The following is a 22,158-nucleotide window of genomic DNA, read 5'->3' as shown; positions in this document are numbered from 1 at the left end:
CCTCGTTGCTCGCAAACGATCCGCTCGGCCCACGGCGTCGCCCCCACGGGTCCACGACGCCTCCGGGAGATTACCTACGATGGCGGTCGCACAGGTTGCCCACCCGACGCTCACCGGCGGTGGCAGACCACGATCAGGGCCGCTTCTGGGGAGGGGAGAGCCGTGAGTACGGTGGTGTTCCGCCGGCTTCCGCGTCAACCGGGGCCCGCGCTGCCGCGCGGCGAGGTGCTGCTGGAGTCCCCGCCCGAGCTGCCGGAGCCGAAGGCCAAGGGCATGGGGCAGGTGCTGATGATCCTGCCGATGCTCTGCGGTGTCGGAGCGATGGCCTTCCTCTACGCCGGCCGCGGCGGCGGCATGATGACGTACGTCGCGGGTGGCCTGTTCGGTGTGTCCATGTTGGGCATGGCGATCGGCACGCTCGGCAACGGCGGCAACGACAAGGCCGAGCTGAACGCGCAGCGGCGCGACTACATGCGCTACCTGGCGCAGATGCGCAAGCGCACCCGCCGGGCCGCCGAGCAGCAGCGCGCCGCGATGACCTGGCGGCACCCGGAGCCGGACGCGCTCTGGTCGATCGCCGCCTCCCGCCGGCTGTGGGAGCGGCGGATCACCGAGGACGACTTCGGCGAGGTGCGGATCGCGCTCGGCCCGCAGCGGCTGGCGGTGGAGATCGTGCCGCCGGAGACCAAGCCGGTGGAGGACCTGGAGCCGATGAGCGCGATCGCGCTGCGCCGGTTCGTCCGGGCCCACTCCAGCGTGCCGGACCTGCCGACCGCGTTGTCGCTGCGCGCGTTCAGCCGGATCGCGTTGCGCGGCGACCGGGAGCCGGTGCTCGACCTGGCCCGGGCCGCGCTGGGGCAGCTCGTCACGTTCCACGCCCCGGAGGACCTGCTGGTCGTCGTCGTGGCCGCGCCGGACCGGCAGCCGGTCTGGGACTGGGTGAAGTGGCTGCCGCACGCCCAGCACCCGGGGCGTACCGACGCGGCGGGCGCGCGCCGGATGGTGTTCGCCGCGCTGGACGAGGCGGAGACCGCGCTGGCCCAGGAGCTGGGCGGGCGGCCCCGGTTCGCGCCGGAGGCGAAGCCGCTGACCACCGCGCCGCACGTGGTGGTGGTGCTGGACGGCGGCGAGGTCTCGGCGACCTGCGCGCTGACCGGGCCGGGCCTGCTCGGCACCACAGTGGTCGACCTGTCCGGCACGGTGCCCCGCGACGCCGGGCGCTGGCTGCTCTGCCTGGACGCCGGCGACGGCACCGGCCTGGACCTGGTCCGCGGCACCGCCACGTCCCGGCTCGGCAGCCCGGACCGGCTGTCCCTGTCCGCCGCCGAGGGGCTGGCCCGGCAGATCGCCCCGTTCCGGCTCTCCCAGCAGCAGGGCGCGAGCACCGAGGAGCCGCTGGCCCGCAGCATGGAGCTGCCTGACCTGCTCGGTGTCGGCGACGCGGCCACCGTGGACGTCCGGCAGACCTGGCGGCCGCGCAGCCACCGCGACCGGCTGCGCATCCCGCTCGGCCTGGGCCCGGACGGCAACGTGGTCGAGCTGGACTTCAAGGAGTCCGCGCACGAGGGCATGGGCCCGCACGGTCTGGTGATCGGCGCGACCGGCTCCGGCAAGAGCGAACTGCTGCGTACGGTGGTCGCCGCGCTGGCCGTGACGCACTCCTCGGAGGAGCTGAACTTCGTCCTGGTCGACTTCAAGGGCGGCGCCACGTTCGCCTCGCTGGACGCGCTGCCGCACACCAGCGCGGTGATCACCAACCTCTCGGACGAGCTGCCGCTGGTGGACCGCATGCGGGACGCGCTGGCCGGTGAGATGAACCGCCGGCAGGAGGTGCTGCGGGCGGCCGGCAACTACGTCTCCCGTTACGACTACGAGAAGGCGCGGGCGGCCGGGGAGCCACTGGAGCCGATGCCGAGCCTGCTGATCATCTGTGACGAGTTCTCCGAGCTGCTGGCCGCCAAGCCGGACTTCATCGACCTGTTCGTGATGATCGGCCGCCTCGGCCGGTCGCTCGGCGTGCACCTGCTGCTCGCCTCGCAGCGGCTGGAGGAGGGCAAGCTGCGCGGCCTGGACACGCACCTGTCGTACCGGATCGGTCTGCGCACGTTCTCGGCGGTGGAGAGCCGGATCGTGCTCGGCGTGCCTGATGCGTACGAGCTGCCCAGCGCGCCGGGTCACGGTTACCTGAAGACCGACACCGCCACGATGCTGCGGTTCCGTGCGGCGTACGTGTCCGGCCCGTACCAGGCGCCGGGGCAGGCGCAGCGCTCCACCCGGGCGCAGGTGCAGCGGCGGATCGTCCCGTACGGCATCGACTACGTACCGGCGCCGGCGCTGCCGAGTCCGGCGGAGGCCACGCCGGAGCCGGAGCAGTCGGGCGACGGCAAGGCGGTGGCCATGCTGGACGTGCTGATCGACCAGCTCAAGGGCCGCGGCAAGCCGGCACACCAGGTCTGGCTGCCGCCGCTGGCCGAGCCGTCCGGGCTGGCCGAGCTGCTGCCGAAGCTGAGCGTGCACCCGACGTACGGCCTGACCACCGCCGACTGGCCGGGCCGCGGCCGGCTCGCCGTGCCGGTCGGCATCGTGGACCGCCCGTACGAGCAGCGCCGCGACCCGATGATGGTCGACCTGGCCGGGGCCGGCGGCAACGTGGTGATCGTCGGCGCGTCGCTGAGCGGCAAGAGCACGATGTTGCGCTCGATGCTGGCCTCGCTGGCGCTCACCCACACGCCGCGCGAGGTGCAGTTCTTCTGCCTCGACTTCGGTGGTGGCGCGCTGCGCAGCCTGGACGGGCTGCCGCACACCTCGGGCGTGGCGGGGCGGCGGGACACCGAGGCGGTCCGGCGGACGGTCGCCGAGGTGGTCGCGGTGATCGACGAGCGGGAGAACCGGTTCACCCAGCACGGCATCGACTCGGTGGCCAGCTACCGGCGCCGCCGCGCGGCCGGTGAGTTCGCCGACGACCCGTTCGGTGACGTCTTCCTCGTGGTGGACGGCTGGAACACGCTGCGCCAGGAGTACGAGGAGCTGGAGCAGACCATCACCAACCTGGCCAACCGGGGCCTCGGCTTCGGCGTCCACGTGGTGATCACGGCGGTGCGCTGGGCGGAGATCCGGATCAACATGCGGGACCTGCTCGGCACCAAGCTGGAGCTGCGGCTCGGTGACCCGTCGGAGTCGGAGATCGACCGGCGGGCCGCGCAGAACGTGCCGGTCGGCGCGCCGGGTCGCGGCCTGACCCGGGACAAGCTGCACTTCCTGACCGCGATCTCGCGGATCGACGGCAAGCGCGACATCGAGGACCTGACCGAGGCGTCGGTGGCGCTGGCCGGGCACGTCGCGGCGAACTGGCCGGGCCGTCCGGCGCCGAAGGTCCGGCTGCTGCCGCGCAAGCTGGCGGTCACCGAGCTGGCGAAGGTGGTCGACCGGTCCGTCCGGGGCATCCCGATCGGCGTCAACGAGTCGGCGCTCGCCCCGGTCTACCTGGACCTGGCGAGCGAGCCGCACCTGACCGTGTTCGGCGACGCCGAGTGCGGCAAGACGAACCTGCTGCGGCTGATCGCCCGGGGGATCGCCGAGCGGTACACCCCGGCCCAGGCGCGGCTGGTCATCGCCGACTACCGGCGCGGCCTGCTCGGCGCGGTCGAGGGGGACCACCTGCTCGACTACGCGCCGTCGAACCAGGTGTTCAGCCAGGGTCTCGGCTCGATCCGCAGCGCGTTGCAGAACCGGCTGCCCGGCCCGGACGTGACCACCGCGCAGCTGCGCGACCGGAGCTGGTGGAAGGGGCCGGACCTCTACATCCTGGTGGACGACTACGACCTGGTCGCCTCCGGCGGCAGCAATCCGCTCAGCGCGCTGCACGAGCTGCTGCCGCAGGCGCGGGACATCGGCCTGCACCTGATCGTCACGCGGCGGGTCGGTGGTGTGGCCCGGGCGCTGTACGAGCCGGTGCTGCAACGCCTGCGTGAGCTGGACTCACCGGGACTGCTCATGTCCGGCAGCCGGGAGGAGGGCGCGGTCTTCGGCAACCTGCGGCCGACCCCGCAGCCGCCGGGCCGGGGCACGCTGGTGCGCCGCCGCGACGGCCAGCAGCTGATCCAGACCGCCTGGACGGAACCGGTCTGACGGGACGGACGGCAGGCGTCACTTCCGGTAGCGTCGGCCCGATCGATCGTCGCGATTACGGGGAGAGCCGGAGTTGAGCAGCCCGTCGGGTATCGGTGGTGCCCTGGAGGGCCTGTTGCGGCAGGCGCAGGAGCAGCAGCGGCGGCTGGCCGAGCTCCAGCGGCAGCGTGCGGAGCTGCGGGTCACCGGGGAGAGCCCGGACGGGCTGGTGCGGGTGACCGTGGACGGCGACATGAAGGTCGGCGGCATCGAGCTGAACGCGCGGGCCATGCGGCTGGACAGCTTCTCCCTGGCCGAGTCGATCCAGGCCGCGATCGACGCGGCCTACGCCGCCTTCGAGGAGCGGCAGCGGGAGATGCTGGGCGAGATGCTCGGCGACTCCGAGACGGTCCGCCGGGCGCAGGACGGCACGCTGACCCCGGAGGACTGGTTCCGTCAGTTCGGGGTGGATCTGTCCGACCCGACCCGCAATCTGCGGCGCTGAGCGAGAGGGGACGACGATGCCGAACACCGTCGACGTCGACGCGATCCGGAAGGCGAGCCGGATGCTCGACGCCCCGGACGGGCCGATCCAGTACCTGCGCAACGTCGAGGCGCTGCTGGCCGAGGTCAAGCTGCCCGGCGGCGCGCTGAGCTGGTTCGGCACCGGGGCGGTGGAGCGGCACAACGCGGCCGTGGACGGGCACCTCGACAACGTCCGCACCGGCGCGGAGCATCTGCGCAAGGCCGCCGCGCAGCTCGAACAGAGCGCGCAGAACTGGGAGAAGTCGGATCAGCCCTGGGTGGTCAAGTGACCGGCCGGGCCCGCCAGGGGAAGGACGCCTGATGCCACCGGAGATCCTCATCGCCAACGCCTCGGGGACGGTGACCGGCTCGGTGTCGGTCGCCCAGACCACGGCGCCGGTACGGTCGGCCGCGGCCATCGCCCGGGGCAACCTGGTCTGGATCGCCGCCTCGGCGGCGCTGATCGGCACCATCCTCTACCTGGAGTCCTTCGACAACCAGCAGGTGAACGAGTCCATCAAGAAGTGGGACGAGGCGGCCCGCCTGCTCGGCGCGGACCAGTTCGGCGCGGCGATGGCGGCGGTCCCGCCGGAGGCGTCGGAGTGGGACTTCGACGACCGGGACGCGTTCGACCAGTTCATGCGCAAGCTCGGCGCGGAGATCAACTCGCTGGCCGAGGCGTTCGCCGCCAACCGCGACACGCTCACCGCGGCCCGGGACGCGTACAACGACGCGGTGTCCGGCCTGGCGCAGGCGCTCATGCCGATCCTGGTCGCGGTGATCGCCTCGATCGCGCTCCAGTTCTTCCCCGCGACCACCGCGCTGGCCCAGGCCATCGGCATCGCCGGCCTGGCCGCCACCGCCGCGATCCTGGTCCTGGTCTTCGGCGAGATCAGCGCGTTGCTGCACGCGCTGATGGCCGCGTTCCACACGGACAGCCGGTTCACGTTCACCGCGGACTCCCGGCCCGGCTGGGCGCCCGCCGGCTCCGACCCGGACATCAAGGACATCAAGATCGACTGGGTTCGGGACTCCGCGTTCTACAGGTGACGGGAGCGGGGCATGGACACTCTGATCTTCGTACTGTTCCTGTACGTCCTGCTGACCATCCCGGTCTTCGTGCTCCTGATGCTGTTCGCCGTGCTGACCCGCTCGGCGCGGCTGCGGCGGGCCGCCGAGGTGGTCTCGCTGAGCGCCTGCGCGGCGCTGCTGGTGCTGACGTTCGAGCGCGCGTTCGAGAAGCCGCTGCTGTGGATCGTGGTGGTACTGCTGGTCGCGGTGCTGGCCTTCGGTGTGTCGACGATCGTCAAAGCCGCACGTGAGCGGCCCTGACCTCGGGACGGACCGTCCAACTCGTACGGACAGCGCCGGATCGCCTTGCCGATTCCGGGCTGTCGGAGTACGTCGATGGGCCGGCAGGGCTGCGCGGGTTGGACATCGTCCGCTACGGTTCGGATGAAGTGTCCGTCGGTGGGGTGTGTTCGCCTTGCCGCGGGGGAGGGCGCGGCGGAACCGCCGCCACAAAAGACGGAAGGGTGTGAAGCATGGCGTTCGAGGTCAGTGCAGCGACTCTGCACACCGCCGCGAGTGACGTGCGGTCCACGCGCAGCGAGGTTGACGGTGAGCTCAAGAAGCTGTGGAACGTGGTCGACGACCTCGCGATGGCCTGGAAGGGCCAGGCGTCCACGGGCTTCCAGAGCCTGATGACTCGCTGGACCGAGGACACGAACAAGCTGCTGACCGCGATGGACAACATCGCGGACCTGCTCGACAAGTCGGGCACCACGCACCAGGTCAACGACGAAGAGCAGCAGCAGATGCTGGACAAGTTCCACGCTGCTCTCAACCCGTGATCCGCGAAGACAGGCAGAGGAGGAATCGATGAGCATCAAGGTTGACTACGCTGTTCTGGAGAGCAGCAACCAGCAGATGCAGGCCATCTCGCGGATCATCGACGAGAAGCTGGACACGCTGCGGGCGATGCTGACCAAGCTCGAGTGGGAGGGCCAGGACCGGGCCGCCTACCAGCAGCACCAGGCCCAGTGGGACGCCGCCGTGCGGGACATCAACAAGGTCCTGAACGAGATCGGCGGCGCGGTGGGCATCGCGCGCGAGAACTACATGACCACGGAGATGAGCAACTCCAAGGTCTGGGGCAGCTGACCCCCGACCGGTCCACGACGGCTCCGCTCCGGCTCGTGCCGGGCGGAGCCGTCGTGTATTCCGGCCCTGTCTCGTGTATTTCCGGCCCGGCCGTGCGGCGCGAGGCGACCGGTCAGGCGTCCTGCGGGACGTCCCGCCGGCCGGGGCGCCATCCGCGTCGCCGGCCGCGGGTCAGGATCGGCCGCAGCGTCAGCAGGACCCCGGCGAGCAGCCCGCCGACGACGGCGACCCAGATCGCGACGGTGCGCTGCCAGGCCAGCGGATCGGTGGGCGGCGCCGGCGGCGGCATGGCGCCCAGCGGCGGGTCCGTGCGGGTGCCGAGCAGGCTGGTCACCGCTCGGTAGGGGTTGACCATCCCGTAGCCGACGTCGGCGTTGTGCCCGTCGGGCGGGTTGTCGGCGGTGCGGGTCAGCCGGTAGGCGACCTCGTCGGCGCTGATGTCGGGGTGCGCGGCCCGCACCAGCGCGGCGACACCGGAGACGTACGCGGTGGCGAAGCTCGTGCCGCCCTGCGGCTCGGCCCGGTAGCCGGACCCCTGCGGCGCGGGCCCGAGGATGTTCAGCCCGGGGCCGGCGATGTCCACATAGTCCCCGCTGACCGAGCTGCCGACGTGGCCGCCCTGCTCGTCCACACCGGCGACGGCGATGACCCCCGGGTACGCGGCCGGATAGGCCGGCCGGTCCTCCCGGTTCTCCTGCCGGTTGCCGGCGGAGGCGACGACCACCACGTCCTTGCCGAGCGCGTACTGCACCGCCGATTTCAGCTGCGGGTCGTCGAGCGTGACCAGGGACAGGTTGATCACGTCGGCGTCGTTGTCGACCGCCCAGCGGATCGCCTTGCCGATCTCGCCCGGCACGTCCGGGTCGAAATTCTCCTTGTTCTCGGCCAGCACGCGCAGCGGCAGGATGCGGGCCTCCGGCGCGATGCCGGTGTACGGCGAGCCGGTGCCCTCCCGCCCGGCGATGATGCCGGCCACCAGGGTGCCGTGCCCGACCAGGTCACACTGGCCCTGAAGCCGGACGAGCTGGTTGAAGTCCTCGCCGGGGAGCACCCGCCCGCGCAGCAGGGGATGCGACGGTGAGACCCCGGAGTCGATCACGGCGACGGTGATCCCCGCGCCCTTGCCGACCCGCCACGCGGAGGCCGGGTCGAGGCGGCTCAGCGCCCACGGCGTCTCGGTGGGCGCGGGGCCGCCGGTCGGCCCGCACTTCGGGGCGGCCACGGCGGGCGCGGGCACCGCCAGCGCGCCGCCGAGCAGGGCGGCTGCCGCCGCTGCCGAGAGGACGGTCCGGATCGGGTGTCCGGCCCGGGCGCGCCTCTTTGTCGCGCCCGGCCGCAAGCTGTCGCGCACGCGGTGAGATTACCGTCGCGCCGGCCCGCGCGGGCGCACGCGGTCGCGGGAACCGGTCACCGGTCGGCGGTGACGTCCCCGGCCGGCTCGGCGGCGAAGAGGGCCAGCAGGGCGCCGACCTGCTGGTCGGCCTCCGCCGGGTGCCGGAAGCGTCCCTTCGGGTTGATCGTGTACTCGTTGCGCCGCCCCACGCGGGTGCGCCGCAGGTAACCCCCGGCTTCCAGGTCGGCGACGATGGCCTGGGCCGCCCGCTCGGTGACGCCCACCTCGTCGGCCACGTCCCGCAGCCGCGCCGTGGGGTTGCGCGCGATCGCCAGCAGCACATGTCCGTGATTGGTGAGGAAGGTCCAGTTGCGGCGGCTCCCGTCCTCACCTGGTGTCGTCGCCATGGTGGCCATGCTATGGCCATCGACGCTGCCGACCCGAATCGGACGCGGGCCGGCACGGGAAAGTATGAAATGCGTATCACGAATCTTGACGTGCCCCTGACGCCGTGTGACCGTGAAGTCGCGAGGCCGTCCGGCCTGGTCGTTCCGCAGGTAGACGAGGTGAGGCAGATGACGCCGAGAAGCCCGGAGCAGGCGCTCGCCGAGCTGCGTGCCGGCAACCACCGGTTCGTCACCGGTGTGCCGCAGCATCCGAATCAGGACGCCAGGCACCGGGCGGCGGTGGCCGACGGCCAGCACCCCTTCGCGGTGATCGTCGGCTGCTCCGACTCGCGGCTCGCCGCGGAGATCATCTTCGATCGAGGTCTCGGTGACCTCTTCGTGGTGCGTACCGCCGGGCACACCGCCGGGCCCGAGGTGCTCGGCAGCGTCGAGTACGCGGTCACCGTGCTGGGCACGCCGCTCGTGGTGGTGCTCGGGCACGACTCCTGCGGCGCGGTCCAGGCCGCCCGGGAGGGGGTCCGGACCGGCGCCGCTCCGGCCGGGCACCTGGGAGCGGTGGTGGACGCGGTCTCGCCCAGCCTGCTGCGCGCCGCCCGGCAGGGCATCGACGACCTCGACGGCATCATCGACGTCCACATCGCGCAGACCGTGGAGACGCTGCTGGCCCGGTCCTCCGTGCTGGCCGAGCGGGTCGCGGCGGGCCGGTGCACGGTGGCGGGGATGTCGTACCGGCTCTCCGGCGGCGAGGTGCGGACAGTGGCGCAGGTCCCGGCGTCACTGCCCGCTCCCTCGTCGCCGGCGGACGCGGACGCGGCGCTGGCCGGCTGACCGGAGCGCCGGACGACGAAGGGGCCGCCCACGGGGGCGGCCCCTTCTTGCTGCGTCCAGGTCAGAGCATCGACATGTGGACGTGGTCGGTGTGGTTCGACGGCCCGCTGTACGACCTCCAGCCGGTGGCCGGGAACCAGATCTGCCGGTTCCAGATCACGTAGTAGATGCCCAGCCGGTCGGCGTTGCGGATGAGGAAGGCGGCCACGTCGTTGCCGTACTTGCGGGTGTCGTTGTTGTGCCAGGGTGAGAAGCCGCTGTTCTGCAGCGACCAGTCGCACGCCTTGCCCTTGGGGTGCTCCCACGGCCCGCCCGGCCGGTAACAGCCCACGAAGCGCGTGTAGCCGGCGCGCCGGACCTCCTTGTAGGCGTGCAGCGTCCGCGGCGTGATGCAGCCCGAGGTGGTCGGGTCGTTCTCGCTGCACGACTCGGCCTTCCAGCCGCCGTCGGCGGTGCGGCCGGGGCCGATCTTGGCGACCGGTGAGGTGGCGTCGACCAGGCCGCCGGTGAAGCCGAGGCCGCCGACGAGCTTGAGGGCGCGTTCGGCCTGCACCTTCTCGCGCTCCATCGCGTTCTTCTGCTTCTCCTGCTCGCGCACCTCGGCGTCGAGCGCGATCTTGGCCGTCTCGGCGCGGTTCTTGACCGCGTTGATGGCGGCCAGGCGCTGCGCGTTGAGGAGGTTCAGCTCGTCCAGGGCGTTGACGCGGCGGACGAACGAGTCGGGCGAGTTGCTCTCCAGCAGCATCGCCATCGCGCCCATCCGGCCGGTCCGGTAGGACTGGGCGGCGAGCTGGTTGACCTGCGGGCTGAGCGCCTCGAGTTCGGCCTGTGCCGCCTGTACCTCGGCGGCCAGCCGCCGCTGGCGGTCCTGCGACTTGGCCAGCTTCGCCTTCGCCTGGAGGAAGTTCCGGTTGGCGCTGTCGATCGCCTCGGTGATGAGCGGTGGTTCGCCGTCCTCCTCGTGCCCGGACGGCTTCGGGGCCGCCGCGGCGGGGGCCGCCGTCGCCGAGTTCGGCCCGGCCAGCACTGCCAGCGAGGCCAGCACGGCCACCAGGGGTGTCAGCCAGCGGCGCAGGGGTGGCGTCACAGTGTTCCCTTCCGTCGGCCGCCGACCGGGTTAGCTGACGGGTTCGGGACGGAAGTGGCCCCTACCGCTCGCGCGGATTCACCCCATGTACCTGGTTCCCCGGCTCGCCCGCAGGCGATTGGGCGGCGGCACCGCTGGCGCCGGTGCGCGCCTTCGGCGGTGACCGGCAGCGAGGTTACCCGACAGCACTCCTGCGGATCTACGTCCGGAAGCCGACCAATAGCGAGATTTCGCCGTGGCGCACCGTGACCAGCGTCGCGTTTGAAATCGATGGTCACCGTGCGGAGTGTCACCATGTCGCCTCCGTACTCTTTCCGCCGCCGAGCGCCTCCAGCGCGTCGTCGCGTCCGGCCGGCGGACGGGGCGGCGGGGGCACGGGCGACGCCGGCTCCGGACCGGGCGCGCGCCGTCCGGCGGTGGTCACGATCGCGGCCAGTGCGGTCGTCAGCGGTACGGCGGCGATCAGGCCGAGCGTGGCCACCGCGCTGCGGACGATCTCCTGGGCGAGGAACTCGCTGGTGAGGATCTGGCTCACCGGGCGGGAGTCGGCGACCAGCAGGAGCAGCAGTGGCAGCGACGCGCCCGCGTACGCCAGCACGATGGTGTTGACGGTGGACGCGATGTGGGCCCGGCCGACGCGGGTCGCCGCCCGGTAGAGCTGCCGCCGGGACAGCCCCGGGTTGGCGTGCGCGAGTTCGGTGACGGTGGCCGCCTGGGTGACGGTGACGTCGTCCAGCACGCCCAGCGAGCCGATGATGATGCCCGCCAGCAGCAGTCCGTGCAGGTCCACGTCGCCCTGGAACATGGACAGGGTGGTGGCGTCCTCGCTGCCGAAGCCGGTCAGGTGGGTGGCGGACGTGGCGAGCAGGCCGAGCACGCCGGTGATCACCAGGCTGCCGAGCGTGCCGAGCACCGCCACCGACGTCTGCGCGGTGATCCCGTGCGTCAGGTAGAGCACCACGAACATGATCAACGCGGCGCCCACGATCGCCACCAGCAGCGGCGGCTGGCCGCCACCGATGCCGGGCAGCACGAAGCCGAGCAGGATGGCGAAGCTGGCCGCCAGGCCGCCGAGCGCGGCGAGCCCGCGCCAGCGGCCGAACGCCACGATCGCGGCGGCGAAGAGCACCAGCAGCCAGATCAGCGGTGTGCCGCGCTGGTGCTCGGCGATGTTGTAGGACTTCACCGAAGGGTCGGCCGGGTCGATCAGCTCGACCAGGACGATCTTGTCGCCGACCTCGACCCGGGGCGCGCCCGGTCCGGCCGGGAGCGGCGTCTCGACCTGCCGTCCCGCGTCCGGGCCCTGCTCGGCGGCGACGGTCGCGGTGCCGCAGGGGCCGCCCGCGCCCTCCGGGGCCTCCGGCGTCGGCGGGCAGGGTTCGGTGACCACCCGGGTCACGGTGCCGTGGTAGCGGGGGACGTCCGCGCCGCCGACCGGCTCCCGGTCCTGCCGGGGCCAGAGCACCAGCGCGGCGATCACGGTGAGCGCGAACAGCGGCACCACCACGGCGACGAGCAGCCGCCGTACGCCCGGTGGCGTGGGCGGTGCGGGGCGGGTGTGGTCGGCACCCAAGTCGTCTCTCCCAACGGTCGCGGCGACGCCTGGTCCGCCGGACCGGTCTGGTCACCGGGCCGGCGCGGACGTGTCGACCACGTCCGGGTCGTCGCCCCGACATGGTAGGCAGCCCGGCTGGGTGCTCCCGGACACCGTGACCGGTGACGCGCGCCCCGCGCGGGTCAGGCCAGTCCGGCCCGGCGTCGCCGGTACTCGTCCTCGTCGATCTCGCCGCGGGCGTACCGCTCGTCGAGGATGCGCCGGGCCGCCGTCGGCCCGGACCGCTGCGGGCCGGTCCACCGCACGGCCAGCCAGAGGAGCCCTGCCAGCACCGCCAGCACCGCCAGGGACCAGATCCACATCCAGCCCATCATCGGGCTCTGCCACATCATCGGGCCGCCCTCCGTCCGTCACCGCGGGTCCGCCGGGGCCGGCCTGCCCGCCACTTCGACGGTACGGCCGCACGGACGCGTCGGCGCGGGTCGATGTGCCCTGCTCGGAGAGGCGGAGGTCCCGTTCAGCCGCGCTTCATCAGGCGGCCGACGGCGGCCATCATCTCGGTCGCCATCTCGTCGGCCCGGCCCTCGGCGGCGCCCTCGTGCATGCAGTGCCGCGCGTGCCCGTCGAGCAGGCCGAGGCCGACCTTGTCCAGCGCCGCCTGGATGGCCGAGATCTGGGTCAGCACGTCGATGCAGTAACGGTCGTCCTCGACCATCTTCTCGATGCCACGGACCTGACCCTCGATCCGGCGGAGCCGGGCGAGGAGCTGGTCCTTGCTGGCGGTGTAGCCCCGGGTCGGGCTGGACGGAGCGGTCATGAGAACGAGGATAGCGTACCCCTCGGGGGTATGCTAACGTTCCGGCTGTACCCCCAGGGGGTATGAGATCGGAGGGCGACATGGAGAGCACCTACCAGGTGAGCGGCATGACCTGCGGCCACTGCGTCAACTCGGTGAGCACCGAGCTGAGCGCGCTTCCGGGCGTCACCGGCGTCCAGGTCGACCTGGCCACCGGCCGGGTCACCGTCACCAGTCAGAACCCGCTGGACACGGACGCCGTCCGCGCGGCGGTCGACGAGGCCGGCTACGACCTCGTCGGTGCGTGACGGGTCCACGGGACCCGCAGAACCGAGGAGAAACCATGAACACGGCGACGAAGCTCAGCGGCTTCGCGCTCGGCCTCGTGGCGGTCTTCGGCGCGGCGTACGGGATCGGCAACCTGGCCGATCCCGTCGCCCCGGCCGCCGAGACCCGCCACGACGACAGCGGCAGCGACCACGGGACCGGCGGCACCGGTCACGGTGACGAGAACGGCGCCGACGCGCACCTGCCCGGCGGGCTGCTCGTCTCCGAAGACGGCTACACGCTCCAGCCCGCCACCGCGCCGGCCGGGCAGTTCGCCTTCCGGATCACCGGCCCGGACGGCACGCCGGTCACCCGCTTCGAGGTGGCCCACGACAAGCGCATGCACCTGATCGTCGCGCGCCGGGACCTGTCCGGCTTCCGGCACGTCCACCCGGAGATGGCCGGCGACGGCACCTGGCGGGTCGCCTCCCCGCTCGACGGCCCCGGGGTGTGGCGGGCGTTCGCCGACTTCACGCCCGAAGGCGGCGAGCCGCTGACCCTCGGCCTGGACGTCACGGTCCCCGGCGAGCTGGCCGCCCGGCCGCTGCCGGCGCCGGTGACCAGCACCACCGTCGACGGCTACACAGTCACGCTGACCGGCACGCCGGAGCCGGGCCGGACCAGCCGGCTCACGCTCTCCGTCAGCCGCGACGGGCGACCGGTCACCGACCTTCAGCCCTACCTCGGCGCGTACGGGCACCTGGTGGCGCTGCGGCAGGGCGACCTGGCGTACCTGCACGTGCACCCGGAGGGCACACCCGGCGACGGGCGCACCCCCGCCGGTCCGGCGATCACGTTCGCCGCCGAGGTGCCCTCGGCCGGGGCGTACCGTCTCTACCTGGACTTCCGGCACGGCGACGCGGTGCACACCGCCGAATTCACCGTCCTGGCCGGCGACCCGGCCGCGCCGGTATCCACCACCGCACCGACCCCGGACGCCGGACACGGCACGCCGGGGCACGGGCACAGTTGAGCGCCGGAGGTGCCGCGATGACTGCCACAGGAAAGACGCTGCCCACCGCGCCGAACCTGATCGAACTGGCGATCGGCGGGATGACCTGCGCGTCCTGTGCCGCCCGGATCGAGAAGAAGCTCAACCGGATGGACGGCGTCGAGGCGACAGTGAACTACGCCACCGAGAAGGCCACCGTCCGGTACGCCGACGACATCGCGCCGGCCGACCTGATCGCCACCGTCGAGAAGACCGGTTACACCGCCGTGGTGCCGCCCCCGCCCGAGCAGGCGGCCGCAGCGGCCGGGGAGCCGGCGGACGAGCTGCGCGTCGCGCGTACCCGGCTCTGGGTCTCCGCCGTGCTCACGCTGCCGGTGATCGTGCTCGCCATGGTCCCGGCCTGGCAGTTCGACTACTGGCAGTGGGCCTCGCTCACGCTGGCCGCCCCCGTGGTGGTCTGGGGCGGGCTGCCGTTCCACCGCGCCGCGCTGGTCAACCTGCGGCACGGCGCGGCGACCATGGACACGCTCGTCTCGCTGGGCACGCTCGCCGCGTTCGGCTGGTCGCTCTGGGCGCTGTTCCTCGGCGACGCCGGCATGCCCGGGATGAAGCACCCGTTCAGCCTCGACATCACCCGGGGCGACGGCGCCGGCAACATCTACCTGGAGGCCGCCGCCGGGGTGACGGTGTTCATCCTGGCCGGGCGGTACTTCGAGGCCCGCTCCAAGCGCACCGCCGGGGCGGCGCTGCGCGCCCTGCTCGAACTCGGGGCCAAGGACGTCGCGGTGCTGCGCGGCGGCCAGGAGGTCCGGGTCCCGGTCGACCGGCTCGCGGTCGGCGACCGGTTCGTGGTCCGGCCCGGCGAGAAGATCGCCACCGACGGCGTGGTCGAGGAGGGCACCTCGGCCGTCGACGCCAGCATGCTCACCGGCGAGTCGGTGCCGGTCGAGGTGGGGACGGGCGACACCGTGACCGGCGCGACCGTGAACGCCGGTGGCCGGCTGGTCGTCCGGGCCGCCCGGGTCGGCGGCGACACCCAGCTCGCCCAGATGGCACGGCTCGTGGAGCAGGCGCAGACCGGCAAGGCGGCGGTGCAGCGGCTCGCCGACCGGATCTCCGGCGTCTTCGTGCCGATCGTGATCGCGCTGGCCGCCGGCACGCTCGGCTGGTGGCTCGGCACCGGCTCCGGTGCGACCGCCGCGTTCACCGCCGCGGTGGCCGTGCTGATCATCGCCTGCCCGTGCGCGCTCGGCCTGGCCACGCCGACCGCGCTGCTCGTCGGCACCGGACGCGGCGCGCAGCTCGGGGTGCTGATCAAGGGGCCGGAGATGTTGGAGTCCACCCGCCGGGTCGACACCGTGGTGCTGGACAAGACCGGCACCGTCACCACCGGCCGGATGGCGCTGGCCGAGGTGCTGCCCGCCGACGGCGAGGACGCCGACGAACTGCTCCGGGTGGCCGGCGCGCTGGAGGCCGCCTCCGAGCACCCGATCGCGCGGGCCGTCGCCGAGGCCGCGGCCGAAGCCGGACCGCTGCCGCCGGTCGGCGGGTTCGCCAACGCCGAAGGGCTGGGCGTGACCGGCACCGTGGACGGCCGGACCGTGGTGGTCGGCCGGGCACGGCTGCTGCGCGAGCGGGGTCTCGACGTACCCGAGGAGATCGCGCGGGCCGCGACCGGCGCGGAGGCCGCCGGCCGGACGGCGATCCTGGCCGGCTGGGACGGGCGGGCCCGGGGCGTGCTCGCGGTGGCCGACGCGGTGAAGCCGACCAGCCGGACGGCGGTCGCGCGGCTGCGCGAACTGGGGCTCACCCCGGTGCTGCTCACCGGCGACAACGCCACGGTGGCGAAGGCGGTGGCCGCCGAGGTCGGCATCGACGAGGTGATCGCGGAGGTGCTGCCCGCCGAGAAGGTCGCGGTGGTCGAGCGGCTGCAGGGCGAGGGCCGGGTGGTCGCGATGGTCGGCGACGGGGTCAACGACGCCGCCGCGCTGGCCCGGGCCGACCTCGGGCTGGCCATGGGCACCGGCACCGACGCGGCCATCGAGGCCGCCGACCTGACGCTGGTCCGGGGTGACCTGACCGCCGCCGCGGACGCCATCCGGCTCTCCCGGCGCACGCTGGCGATCATCAAGGGAAACCTGTTCTGGGCGTTCGCCTACAACGTCGCGGCGTTGCCGCTGGCGGCCGCCGGGCTGCTCAACCCGATGCTCGCCGGGGCGGCGATGGCCTTCTCGTCGGTCTTCGTGGTGGGTAACAGCCTGCGGCTGCGGCGCTTCCGCCCGATCGGGTGAGGGGATTGGGCGGGCGGTCGACGGGGTAACCAGTTGTCGTCAGGCAATCGCATCAGTGGAGGTCATCATGGGTCTCGACGACAAGATCGACAACACGTCGCAGGACGTCTCCGGCAAGGTCAAGGAGGGCGTCGGCCGCGCCACGGACAACGAGCGCCTGGAGGCCGAGGGCCGCAACGACCAGGCCGGCGCCAAGCTCAAGCAGGCCGCCGAGAAGATCAAGGACGCCTTCAAGAGCTGACGTACGCGACGCACACCCACCGGGTCGGCCCACGGGCCGGCCCGGCGTGCTGTCCGGGCGCGGATCAGCGCGGCCCGTCACCGGCCAGGCGGGCGCGGGCCTGCAGGTACCGCCGTTCCGGCAGGCTCGTGGTGGCCCGGGCGGCGGCCAGGTACGCGGCCCGCGCGTCCGCCCGGTCCCCGGCCAGGTCGAGCAGATGCGCGCGGACAGCGGTGAGCCGGTGGTGGCCGGCGGTCCGGCCGTCGGCGTCGAGCGGCTCCAGCAGCGCGAGCCCGGCGCGCGGGCCGTCCACCATGGCCACCGCGACCGCCTGGTTCAGCGTGACCATCGGGTTCGGCGCGAGGTGGGCCAGCACCCGGTAGAGCGAGACGATCTGCGGCCAGTCGGTGGTCCCGGCGGTGGGCGCCTCCGCGTGCACCGCCGCGATGGCCGCCTGCACCTGGTATGGGCCCGGCGACGACCAGGTCAGCGCCTCGGTCACCAGCGCCACCCCCTCCTCGATCGCAGCCCGGTCCCACCGGCCGCGGTCCTGCTCGGCCAGCGGCACCAGCTCGCCGTCCGGCCCGGTACGCGCCGCCCGGTGCGCGTCGGTGAGCAGCATCAGCGCCAGCAGCCCGGCCACCTCGCCGTCGTCCGGGAGCAGCCGGCGCAGCTCCCGGGCCAGCCGGATCGCCTCGGCGGTCAGCTCCGCCCGGTGCAGCGCCTCGCCGCTCGACGCCGCGTACCCCTCGTTGAAGACCAGGTAGAGCACGCGCAGCACCGCGCCCAGCCGCTCGTCCCGGTCGGCCGGCGAGGGCAGCGTGAAACGCGCGCCGGCCGCCTCGATCCGCTGCTTCGCGCGCCGGATCCGCTGGCTCATGGTCGCCTCCGGCACCAGGTACGCGCGGGCGATCTCGGCGGTGCTCAACCCGCCCACCGCACGCAGCGTGAGCGCCACCTGCGCGCTGACCGGCAGCGCCGGATGACAGCAGAGGAACAGCAGCTTCAGCGTGTCGTCCCCGCCGGGCGGCTCCTCGTCGGCGGGCGGCGCGACAGTCGCGTACGCGGGCTGCCGGACCGCCACCGCGACCTCGCGTGCCCGGCGGGCGTGCTCACCGCGCCACTCGTCGGTGAGCCGGCGGGTGGCGACGGTGACCAGCCACGCTCGGGGATGGTCCGGCAGGCCCTGCTCCGGCCACTGGACGGCGGCAGCCAGCAGCGCCTCCTGGACCGCGTCCTCGCAGGCGTAGAACTGGCCGTGCCGGCGCACGAGCACGCCGAGGACCTGCGGCGCGAGCGTGCGCAGCAGGTCCTCGACCGCAGGTGAGGTCACATCTCCGTCCCGGCCTGCTCCATCACCGCGCGCACCTCCAGCACGCCGAAACCGTGCCGCACGTCCGGCCAGCGCGCGGCGATCTCGGCAGCCCGCTCCGGTGTCTCGCAGTCGACGGTCAGGTAGCCCGCGAACTGCTCCTTGCTCTCCACGAACGGCCCGTCGGTGATCTCGGTGCCGCCACCGGCGGCCGGACGGGCCGTACGGGCCTGCGACGGGTGCGCCAGCGCCTCACCGCCGACCAGCTCACCGGACTCGGACAGCTCCTTCATGATCTCGTCGACCTCGCCGAAGATCGCGTTGCGTTCCGCCTCGGACAGCTCCTCCACGAAGCCGGGCCGGTTCCAGATCAGCAGCATGTACTTCACCGTGCACTCCTCGGGTTCGGGCCACCGTCGGTGGCGCCTCGCAGACGGGTCGGAGCCGGTCCGCCCGAACCGACATCATCGGCCAGGAAGTCAGCGAGAACCGCGCACCGGGCGGCGTGCCGGGCGGCCCGGATCGAGCGAGGCGCGGTCGGCGGCGCTGGTGCCGGAGACCCAGCCCTGTTCGTCGCGCACCTGGAGCCGGTGCCGCGTGGTGCCGGGAAAGAGCTGGTCGACCCGCTCCCGGACGGCGTCCGAGCGGGCCGCGAGCACCGGCAGCAGGCGGTCGTCGTCGCTCTGTCCGGCCGCCGCCGCGCTGGCCTCCCGCAGCCGGTCGCCGATCCGCAGCGCGAACGCGTTGAGGAACGACTCGTCGTAGCCCTTGGTGCGCCGCCCGCCTGCCTTTCCGCGCTCGCGCCGGCCGCGCAGCATCGCGGCGGTGGCCTGCACCAGCAGCGAGGTGTGCAGCAACTCCACCGCCGCCAGGTCGGCCGGGAAGCCGAGCACGGTGGCGAAGCCCAGGTCGTCGGACCAGACCGACTCACACCGGTTCGCCGCCGCCACCTCCTGGACCAGCAGCGCCTTCGCCGCCGCGTACGGGGCGTCGACCCCGATCCGGACGCCGCCCGGACCGCCGGAGCGCTCGGCGGCGGCGTCGAGCAGCGCCGCGTCGATGCTGTGCCGGGCCATCAACTCCTGCGCCTTGGCGGTGAACGCCTCCGCCTCGGCCGGGTAGGCGGTCGACTCGGCCTTGGCGAGCAGCGCGCGTACCCGGTCGAGCATCCGGGAACCGCTCGGCGTCGCGGCGGCGCGGGGGGCGGCGGCCGAGCCCGGCGGGGGGCGCAGCGCCGCGATCGGCGGCAGCCCCGCCACCAGGACGAGCGCGTCGACCGCGTCCCGCAACGTGGTGATCCGGTCGCCGTCGGCGCGCCGGTCCAGCCAGCCCGCGTCGTCGTCCCAGCGGGCGCCGGCCTCGGTGAGCTGCGCGTCGAACCAGTCCGGGACCGGGACCGGGAGGGTGAGTCGCTGCGCGGCCATGGCGTCGCGCAGCAGCCGGGCACCGCGCGGGGTCAGCCGCCGGACGGCGAGCCGATCCAGGTCGGCGGGCTGCCAGCCACGCGGCCAGAGCCGGCCCACGTCCCGCGTGAGCCGGGCGAGCAGCGCCGCGTCCACCGCCGCGCCGTCGGCCACCACCAGCCCGTCGAGGGCCCGCTCGGCGGCGCGTACATCGGTGCCGCGCGCCGTCGCGACGGCGTCGTCGAGCAGTCGGTCGGCTGGTGACACGGGTGGCTCTCCCTGAACTCCGGCAGGCGGCCTCTCGCTCACCCCGGCACCGACGGTACCCGGCCGGCCCGTTCAACCGTCCGGGCCTGCCGTCCGTACTCCTGCCCGAGCGCGTGGGGGCGACGGACGGAGATCGACGTGGGCGGGTACGACCGAGGGCTGCACCGGCGACGGCGGAGGCCGCGATCACTGCGCATCCTGGCGGTGGTACTGGTCGGGGCCGCGCTCGCCGCCGGCGGGTACGCCGCCCGGCACCCGGACCTGCTGGACCGCGTGGACGTGCGGCGGACCGTGCAGGCGGCGGCACCGACCCCGCCGGACGCGCGTCCCGCGCCGACGACGGTGCCGACGCCGGTCCCGGCGGCCGGGCGGGTGGTACCCGGCATCGTCTACCCGACCCGGGGCGGCGGCACCTTCCGCACCGCCGACACCGTCGGCGCTGTGGCCGGGCGCTCCGGCGAACTGCTGCGCTACCGGGTCGCCGTCGAGGACGGCATCCGCAACGTGGACGTGGAACGCTTCGCCAGTGAGGTGGCGGCGACGCTCGCCGACCGGCGGGGCTGGACCGGCGACGGCCGGTGGCGGCTGCAACGGGTGGGCCGCGACGACCCGGCCGACTTCACGGTGCTGCTCACCACGCCGGTGACCCGGGGGCGGCTCTGCGGCGACCCGAACGACACCTACACGTCCTGCCGCAACGGCGACCGGGTGGTGATCAACGTGGCCCGCTGGGTGTACGGGGTGCCGCACGTGGCCGACCTCTCCCGCTACCGGGAGTATCTGCTCAACCACGAGGTCGGCCACCGGCTGGGCCGGGGACACGAGCTGTGCCCCCGGGCCGGCGGTCCGGCGCCGGTGATGGTGCAGCAGACGCTCGGGCTGCACGGGTGCACGCCGAACCCGTGGCCGATCGTGGGCGCCGAACCGTTGACCGGACCGCCCGGCCAGTACGACGACCCCGTCCCGGCCGGCGACCGCTGAACCGGCGGCGGGCCGTCAGCGGGAGAACGCGGCCCAGATGTTCTTGGTGGCGTCGGTGGCGTACCAGCCGACGTCGAGCGAGACCGACTGGGCCAGGAACAGTCCGCGCCCGCCCGAGTCGGTCGGGCTGATGTCGGTCAGCTCCGGCACCGAGCTGACGTCGTGGTCGGCGACGTCCAGCAGGAACCGGTCGTCGGTGGCGAGCAGCGTGACGATGGTCGGCGGCCGTCCGTGCCGCAGCGCGTTGCTGGCCAGCTCGGTGGCGACCAGCACGACCAGGTGCGGGACCTCGTCCAGGTCCTCGCCCTGCACCAGCCCGTGCCGGTTCAGCGCGTCCCGCAGCGAGGCGCGCAGACCGCGCAGATCCTCGGGACTGTCCAGCACCCATTGCTCCAGCTCAGTGGCCTCCGGCGGCGGAGGCGAGGTGCGCAACTGTCCCATGATCTGTCTTTACCCTGCGTAGCCGTTCGTTAAGCAGCTCACCGGCGCAGCAGCGCGAACACTCCCCACCCCAGGTACTCGCGCTGGAAACGGACGTATCGCAGCGGGTCCTCGGTCAGCTCCCGGCGCAGCTCCGGGGCCAGTTCGTCGTCCGGATTGGCGTCCAGCCAGCGACGCAGGTTCAGCCAGTGCGCGGCGGCGTACCGGTCCCAGCTGTCCTGGTCGGCGAGGACCATCTCGACCAGGTCCCAGCCGCACTCGCCGAAGAGCCGGACCAGACCGGGCAGATCCTGAAACTCGTCCCGGGACCGGGCGTGCGACCCGGTGACGGCCTCCTCGTCCGGCGGGTCACGCCGCCAGTAGGGCTCCCCGACGAGCGCCATGCCGCCCGGCCGCAGCGCCCGGCCGAGCAGCTCCAGCGTGCCCGGCACCCCGTCGCCGATCCAGGTGGCGCCGACGCAGGCGGCCACGTCGACCGGCCGCTCCGGCGAGTACGCAGCCGCGTCGCCGTGCACGAAACGTACCCGATCGGTGACGCCGAGTCCGGCGGCGCGTTCCCGGGCGGCGGCGGTGAAGGCGCTGCTGATGTCGACGCCGGTGCCGGTGATCCCGTGGTCGCGGGCCCAGGTGCAGAGCAGCTCGCCCTTGCCGCTGCACAGATCGAGCAGCTCGTCACCGGGGCGCAGCCGGATCGCGCGGCCCAGCGTGGCCAGCTTGACGTCGTCGAACGGGTTGAGGATCCGCAGGTCGCCCTCGCGGATGGTGAACTGGCGCGGCAGGTCCGGTGCTGTCATCCGGGGAGCGTCCCGCCGTACGGCCGGCGGTGGCAACCAATTTGCGTCTGTGCTGCTCCGGGTCTCCTGCGGTACGGTCACGGCATGGTGGTCGAGGAACACTGGTGGAACGGCGTCAGCAACCCTCGCGGACGGCGCGACGTCTACATCCGCACCGACGGAAGCCAGTGGCAGGTCCAGGCGCAGATCGGTGGGGCCAGCGGCCGGTCCCGCATCCAGCAGTGCCCGAGCCGCGGCTCGGCGAGCATCCTCGCCGGGGCGTGGCGGGCGAGCGGCTCCGGCTGGCGGGCGATGCCCCGCTGACCGCGCGCTCAGTCACGAGGCCCGTGCACCGTGCGATCGACGGGTGACCCGGCGGCGTGAAACCGT

25 protein-coding genes and 1 riboswitch are annotated in these 22,158 nt (G+C 73.4%); of the genes, 14 read left to right on the top strand and 11 right to left on the bottom strand.

What is annotated here, in order from left to right; translation table 11 throughout:
• The first annotated feature begins 162 nt into the window (after positions 1–162).
• The 7 genes from eccCa to DQE82_RS05500 all read left to right on the top strand — a co-directional run bounded on the left by eccCa (position 163) and on the right by DQE82_RS05500 (position 6,795).
• Complete coding sequence (gene eccCa, locus DQE82_RS05530; RefSeq protein ID WP_064448607.1) at positions 163–4,128, top strand: type VII secretion protein EccCa; 3,966 nt, start codon at positions 163–165, stop codon at positions 4,126–4,128.
• 73 nt (positions 4,129–4,201) lie between these two features.
• Positions 4,202–4,612, top strand: a complete 411-nt coding sequence (locus tag DQE82_RS05525; protein ID WP_113972140.1) for a YbaB/EbfC family nucleoid-associated protein — start codon at positions 4,202–4,204, stop codon at positions 4,610–4,612.
• Positions 4,613–4,628: 16 nt separating this feature from the next.
• Positions 4,629–4,922 carry a hypothetical protein gene (locus tag DQE82_RS05520; RefSeq protein WP_043327083.1) on the top strand — a complete coding sequence of 98 codons (294 nt, stop codon included), beginning with the start codon at positions 4,629–4,631 and terminating at the stop codon, positions 4,920–4,922.
• Positions 4,923–4,953: 31 nt separating this feature from the next.
• The gene (locus tag DQE82_RS05515) at positions 4,954–5,682 is read left to right on the top strand and encodes a hypothetical protein (protein ID WP_043327081.1); all 729 of its coding nucleotides are present in this window, start codon (positions 4,954–4,956) and stop codon (positions 5,680–5,682) included.
• Between the two features lie 12 nt (positions 5,683–5,694).
• A complete protein-coding gene (locus DQE82_RS05510) occupies positions 5,695–5,964 on the top strand; it encodes a hypothetical protein (RefSeq protein ID WP_043327079.1) in 270 nt (89 codons plus the stop codon).
• A 212-nt stretch (positions 5,965–6,176) separates the two neighbouring features.
• The gene (locus DQE82_RS05505; RefSeq protein WP_043327078.1) at positions 6,177–6,485 is read left to right on the top strand and encodes a WXG100 family type VII secretion target; all 309 of its coding nucleotides are present in this window, start codon (positions 6,177–6,179) and stop codon (positions 6,483–6,485) included.
• 28 nt (positions 6,486–6,513) lie between these two features.
• On the top strand, positions 6,514–6,795 hold the full coding sequence (locus DQE82_RS05500) for a WXG100 family type VII secretion target (protein ID WP_043327076.1): 282 nt from the start codon (positions 6,514–6,516) through the stop codon (positions 6,793–6,795).
• Between the two features lie 112 nt (positions 6,796–6,907).
• Here the strand turns inward: DQE82_RS05500 and mycP are convergent, their stop codons facing one another.
• Complete coding sequence (gene mycP / locus DQE82_RS05495) at positions 6,908–8,146, bottom strand: type VII secretion-associated serine protease mycosin (protein WP_233514591.1); 1,239 nt, start codon at positions 8,144–8,146, stop codon at positions 6,908–6,910.
• 56 nt (positions 8,147–8,202) lie between these two features.
• Positions 8,203–8,544 (bottom strand): MarR family winged helix-turn-helix transcriptional regulator, encoded by a 342-nt coding sequence (locus DQE82_RS05490; RefSeq protein WP_043327074.1) that lies wholly within the window; start codon positions 8,542–8,544, stop codon positions 8,203–8,205.
• 159 nt (positions 8,545–8,703) lie between these two features.
• Between DQE82_RS05490 and DQE82_RS05485 the strand changes: the two genes are divergently transcribed.
• On the top strand, positions 8,704–9,363 hold the full coding sequence (locus tag DQE82_RS05485; RefSeq protein ID WP_113972139.1) for a carbonic anhydrase: 660 nt from the start codon (positions 8,704–8,706) through the stop codon (positions 9,361–9,363).
• Between the two features lie 61 nt (positions 9,364–9,424).
• On the opposite strand, the gene DQE82_RS05480 is transcribed toward DQE82_RS05485, so the two are convergent.
• From DQE82_RS05480 to DQE82_RS05465, 4 genes are all read right to left on the bottom strand, one after another.
• Positions 9,425–10,450: a hypothetical protein gene (locus DQE82_RS05480; protein ID WP_043327069.1), complete on the bottom strand. Its 1,026-nt coding sequence runs from the start codon at positions 10,448–10,450 to the stop codon at positions 9,425–9,427.
• 3 nt (positions 10,451–10,453) lie between these two features.
• Positions 10,454–10,585: riboswitch (cyclic di-AMP (ydaO/yuaA leader) on the bottom strand.
• Positions 10,586–10,739: 154 nt separating this feature from the next.
• Positions 10,740–12,023 carry a YibE/F family protein gene (locus DQE82_RS05475; protein ID WP_113972138.1) on the bottom strand — a complete coding sequence of 428 codons (1,284 nt, stop codon included), beginning with the start codon at positions 12,021–12,023 and terminating at the stop codon, positions 10,740–10,742.
• Between the two features lie 164 nt (positions 12,024–12,187).
• Positions 12,188–12,397, bottom strand: a complete 210-nt coding sequence (locus DQE82_RS05470; protein WP_043327065.1) for an SHOCT domain-containing protein — start codon at positions 12,395–12,397, stop codon at positions 12,188–12,190.
• 125 nt (positions 12,398–12,522) lie between these two features.
• The gene (locus DQE82_RS05465) at positions 12,523–12,822 is read right to left on the bottom strand and encodes a metal-sensitive transcriptional regulator (RefSeq protein WP_013283780.1); all 300 of its coding nucleotides are present in this window, start codon (positions 12,820–12,822) and stop codon (positions 12,523–12,525) included.
• 80 nt (positions 12,823–12,902) lie between these two features.
• On the opposite strand from DQE82_RS05465, the gene DQE82_RS05460 reads away from it, so the two are divergent.
• The 4 genes from DQE82_RS05460 (at position 12,903) to DQE82_RS05445 (ending at position 16,612) form a co-directional block, all read left to right on the top strand.
• Positions 12,903–13,109: a heavy-metal-associated domain-containing protein gene (locus tag DQE82_RS05460; RefSeq protein ID WP_064448625.1), complete on the top strand. Its 207-nt coding sequence runs from the start codon at positions 12,903–12,905 to the stop codon at positions 13,107–13,109.
• A 35-nt stretch (positions 13,110–13,144) separates the two neighbouring features.
• A complete protein-coding gene (locus DQE82_RS05455; protein ID WP_113972137.1) occupies positions 13,145–14,101 on the top strand; it encodes a hypothetical protein in 957 nt (318 codons plus the stop codon).
• A 17-nt stretch (positions 14,102–14,118) separates the two neighbouring features.
• On the top strand, positions 14,119–16,371 hold the full coding sequence (locus tag DQE82_RS05450) for a cation-translocating P-type ATPase (protein ID WP_113972136.1): 2,253 nt from the start codon (positions 14,119–14,121) through the stop codon (positions 16,369–16,371).
• A 67-nt stretch (positions 16,372–16,438) separates the two neighbouring features.
• Entirely contained in the window at positions 16,439–16,612 is a 174-nt protein-coding gene (locus DQE82_RS05445; RefSeq protein WP_043330702.1) for a CsbD family protein, read from the top strand.
• 64 nt (positions 16,613–16,676) lie between these two features.
• Here DQE82_RS05445 and DQE82_RS05440 read toward each other — a convergent pair whose 3' ends face one another.
• From DQE82_RS05440 to DQE82_RS05430, 3 genes are all read right to left on the bottom strand, one after another.
• The gene (locus DQE82_RS05440; protein WP_113972135.1) at positions 16,677–17,924 is read right to left on the bottom strand and encodes an RNA polymerase sigma factor; all 1,248 of its coding nucleotides are present in this window, start codon (positions 17,922–17,924) and stop codon (positions 16,677–16,679) included.
• A complete protein-coding gene (locus DQE82_RS05435) occupies positions 17,921–18,283 on the bottom strand; it encodes a YciI family protein (RefSeq protein WP_205796229.1) in 363 nt (120 codons plus the stop codon). Before DQE82_RS05435 ends, DQE82_RS05440 begins: the two co-directional genes overlap by 4 nt.
• 99 nt (positions 18,284–18,382) lie before the next feature.
• Positions 18,383–19,573, bottom strand: a complete 1,191-nt coding sequence (locus DQE82_RS05430; RefSeq protein WP_113972134.1) for a DUF2786 domain-containing protein — start codon at positions 19,571–19,573, stop codon at positions 18,383–18,385.
• Between the two features lie 138 nt (positions 19,574–19,711).
• Here DQE82_RS05430 and DQE82_RS05425 point away from each other — a divergent pair, with 138 nt between their 5' ends.
• Entirely contained in the window at positions 19,712–20,554 is an 843-nt protein-coding gene (locus DQE82_RS05425) for a DUF3152 domain-containing protein (RefSeq protein WP_113972133.1), read from the top strand.
• A 15-nt stretch (positions 20,555–20,569) separates the two neighbouring features.
• Here the strand turns inward: DQE82_RS05425 and DQE82_RS05420 are convergent, their stop codons facing one another.
• The gene (locus DQE82_RS05420; RefSeq protein ID WP_043327055.1) at positions 20,570–20,995 is read right to left on the bottom strand and encodes an ATP-binding protein; all 426 of its coding nucleotides are present in this window, start codon (positions 20,993–20,995) and stop codon (positions 20,570–20,572) included.
• A gap of 38 nt (positions 20,996–21,033) precedes the next feature.
• Complete coding sequence (locus tag DQE82_RS05415; protein WP_113972132.1) at positions 21,034–21,789, bottom strand: cyclopropane-fatty-acyl-phospholipid synthase family protein; 756 nt, start codon at positions 21,787–21,789, stop codon at positions 21,034–21,036.
• An 84-nt stretch (positions 21,790–21,873) separates the two neighbouring features.
• Between DQE82_RS05415 and DQE82_RS05410 the strand changes: the two genes are divergently transcribed.
• Positions 21,874–22,092: a hypothetical protein gene (locus tag DQE82_RS05410; RefSeq protein ID WP_030503492.1), complete on the top strand. Its 219-nt coding sequence runs from the start codon at positions 21,874–21,876 to the stop codon at positions 22,090–22,092.
• Positions 22,093–22,158 lie beyond the last annotated feature (66 nt).

It is taken from the genome of Micromonospora sp. LHW51205, from assembly GCF_003315815.1.
Lineage (GTDB): Bacteria > Actinomycetota > Actinomycetes > Mycobacteriales > Micromonosporaceae > Micromonospora > Micromonospora chalcea.
This window is presented reverse-complemented; position numbering and strand designations above follow the sequence as displayed.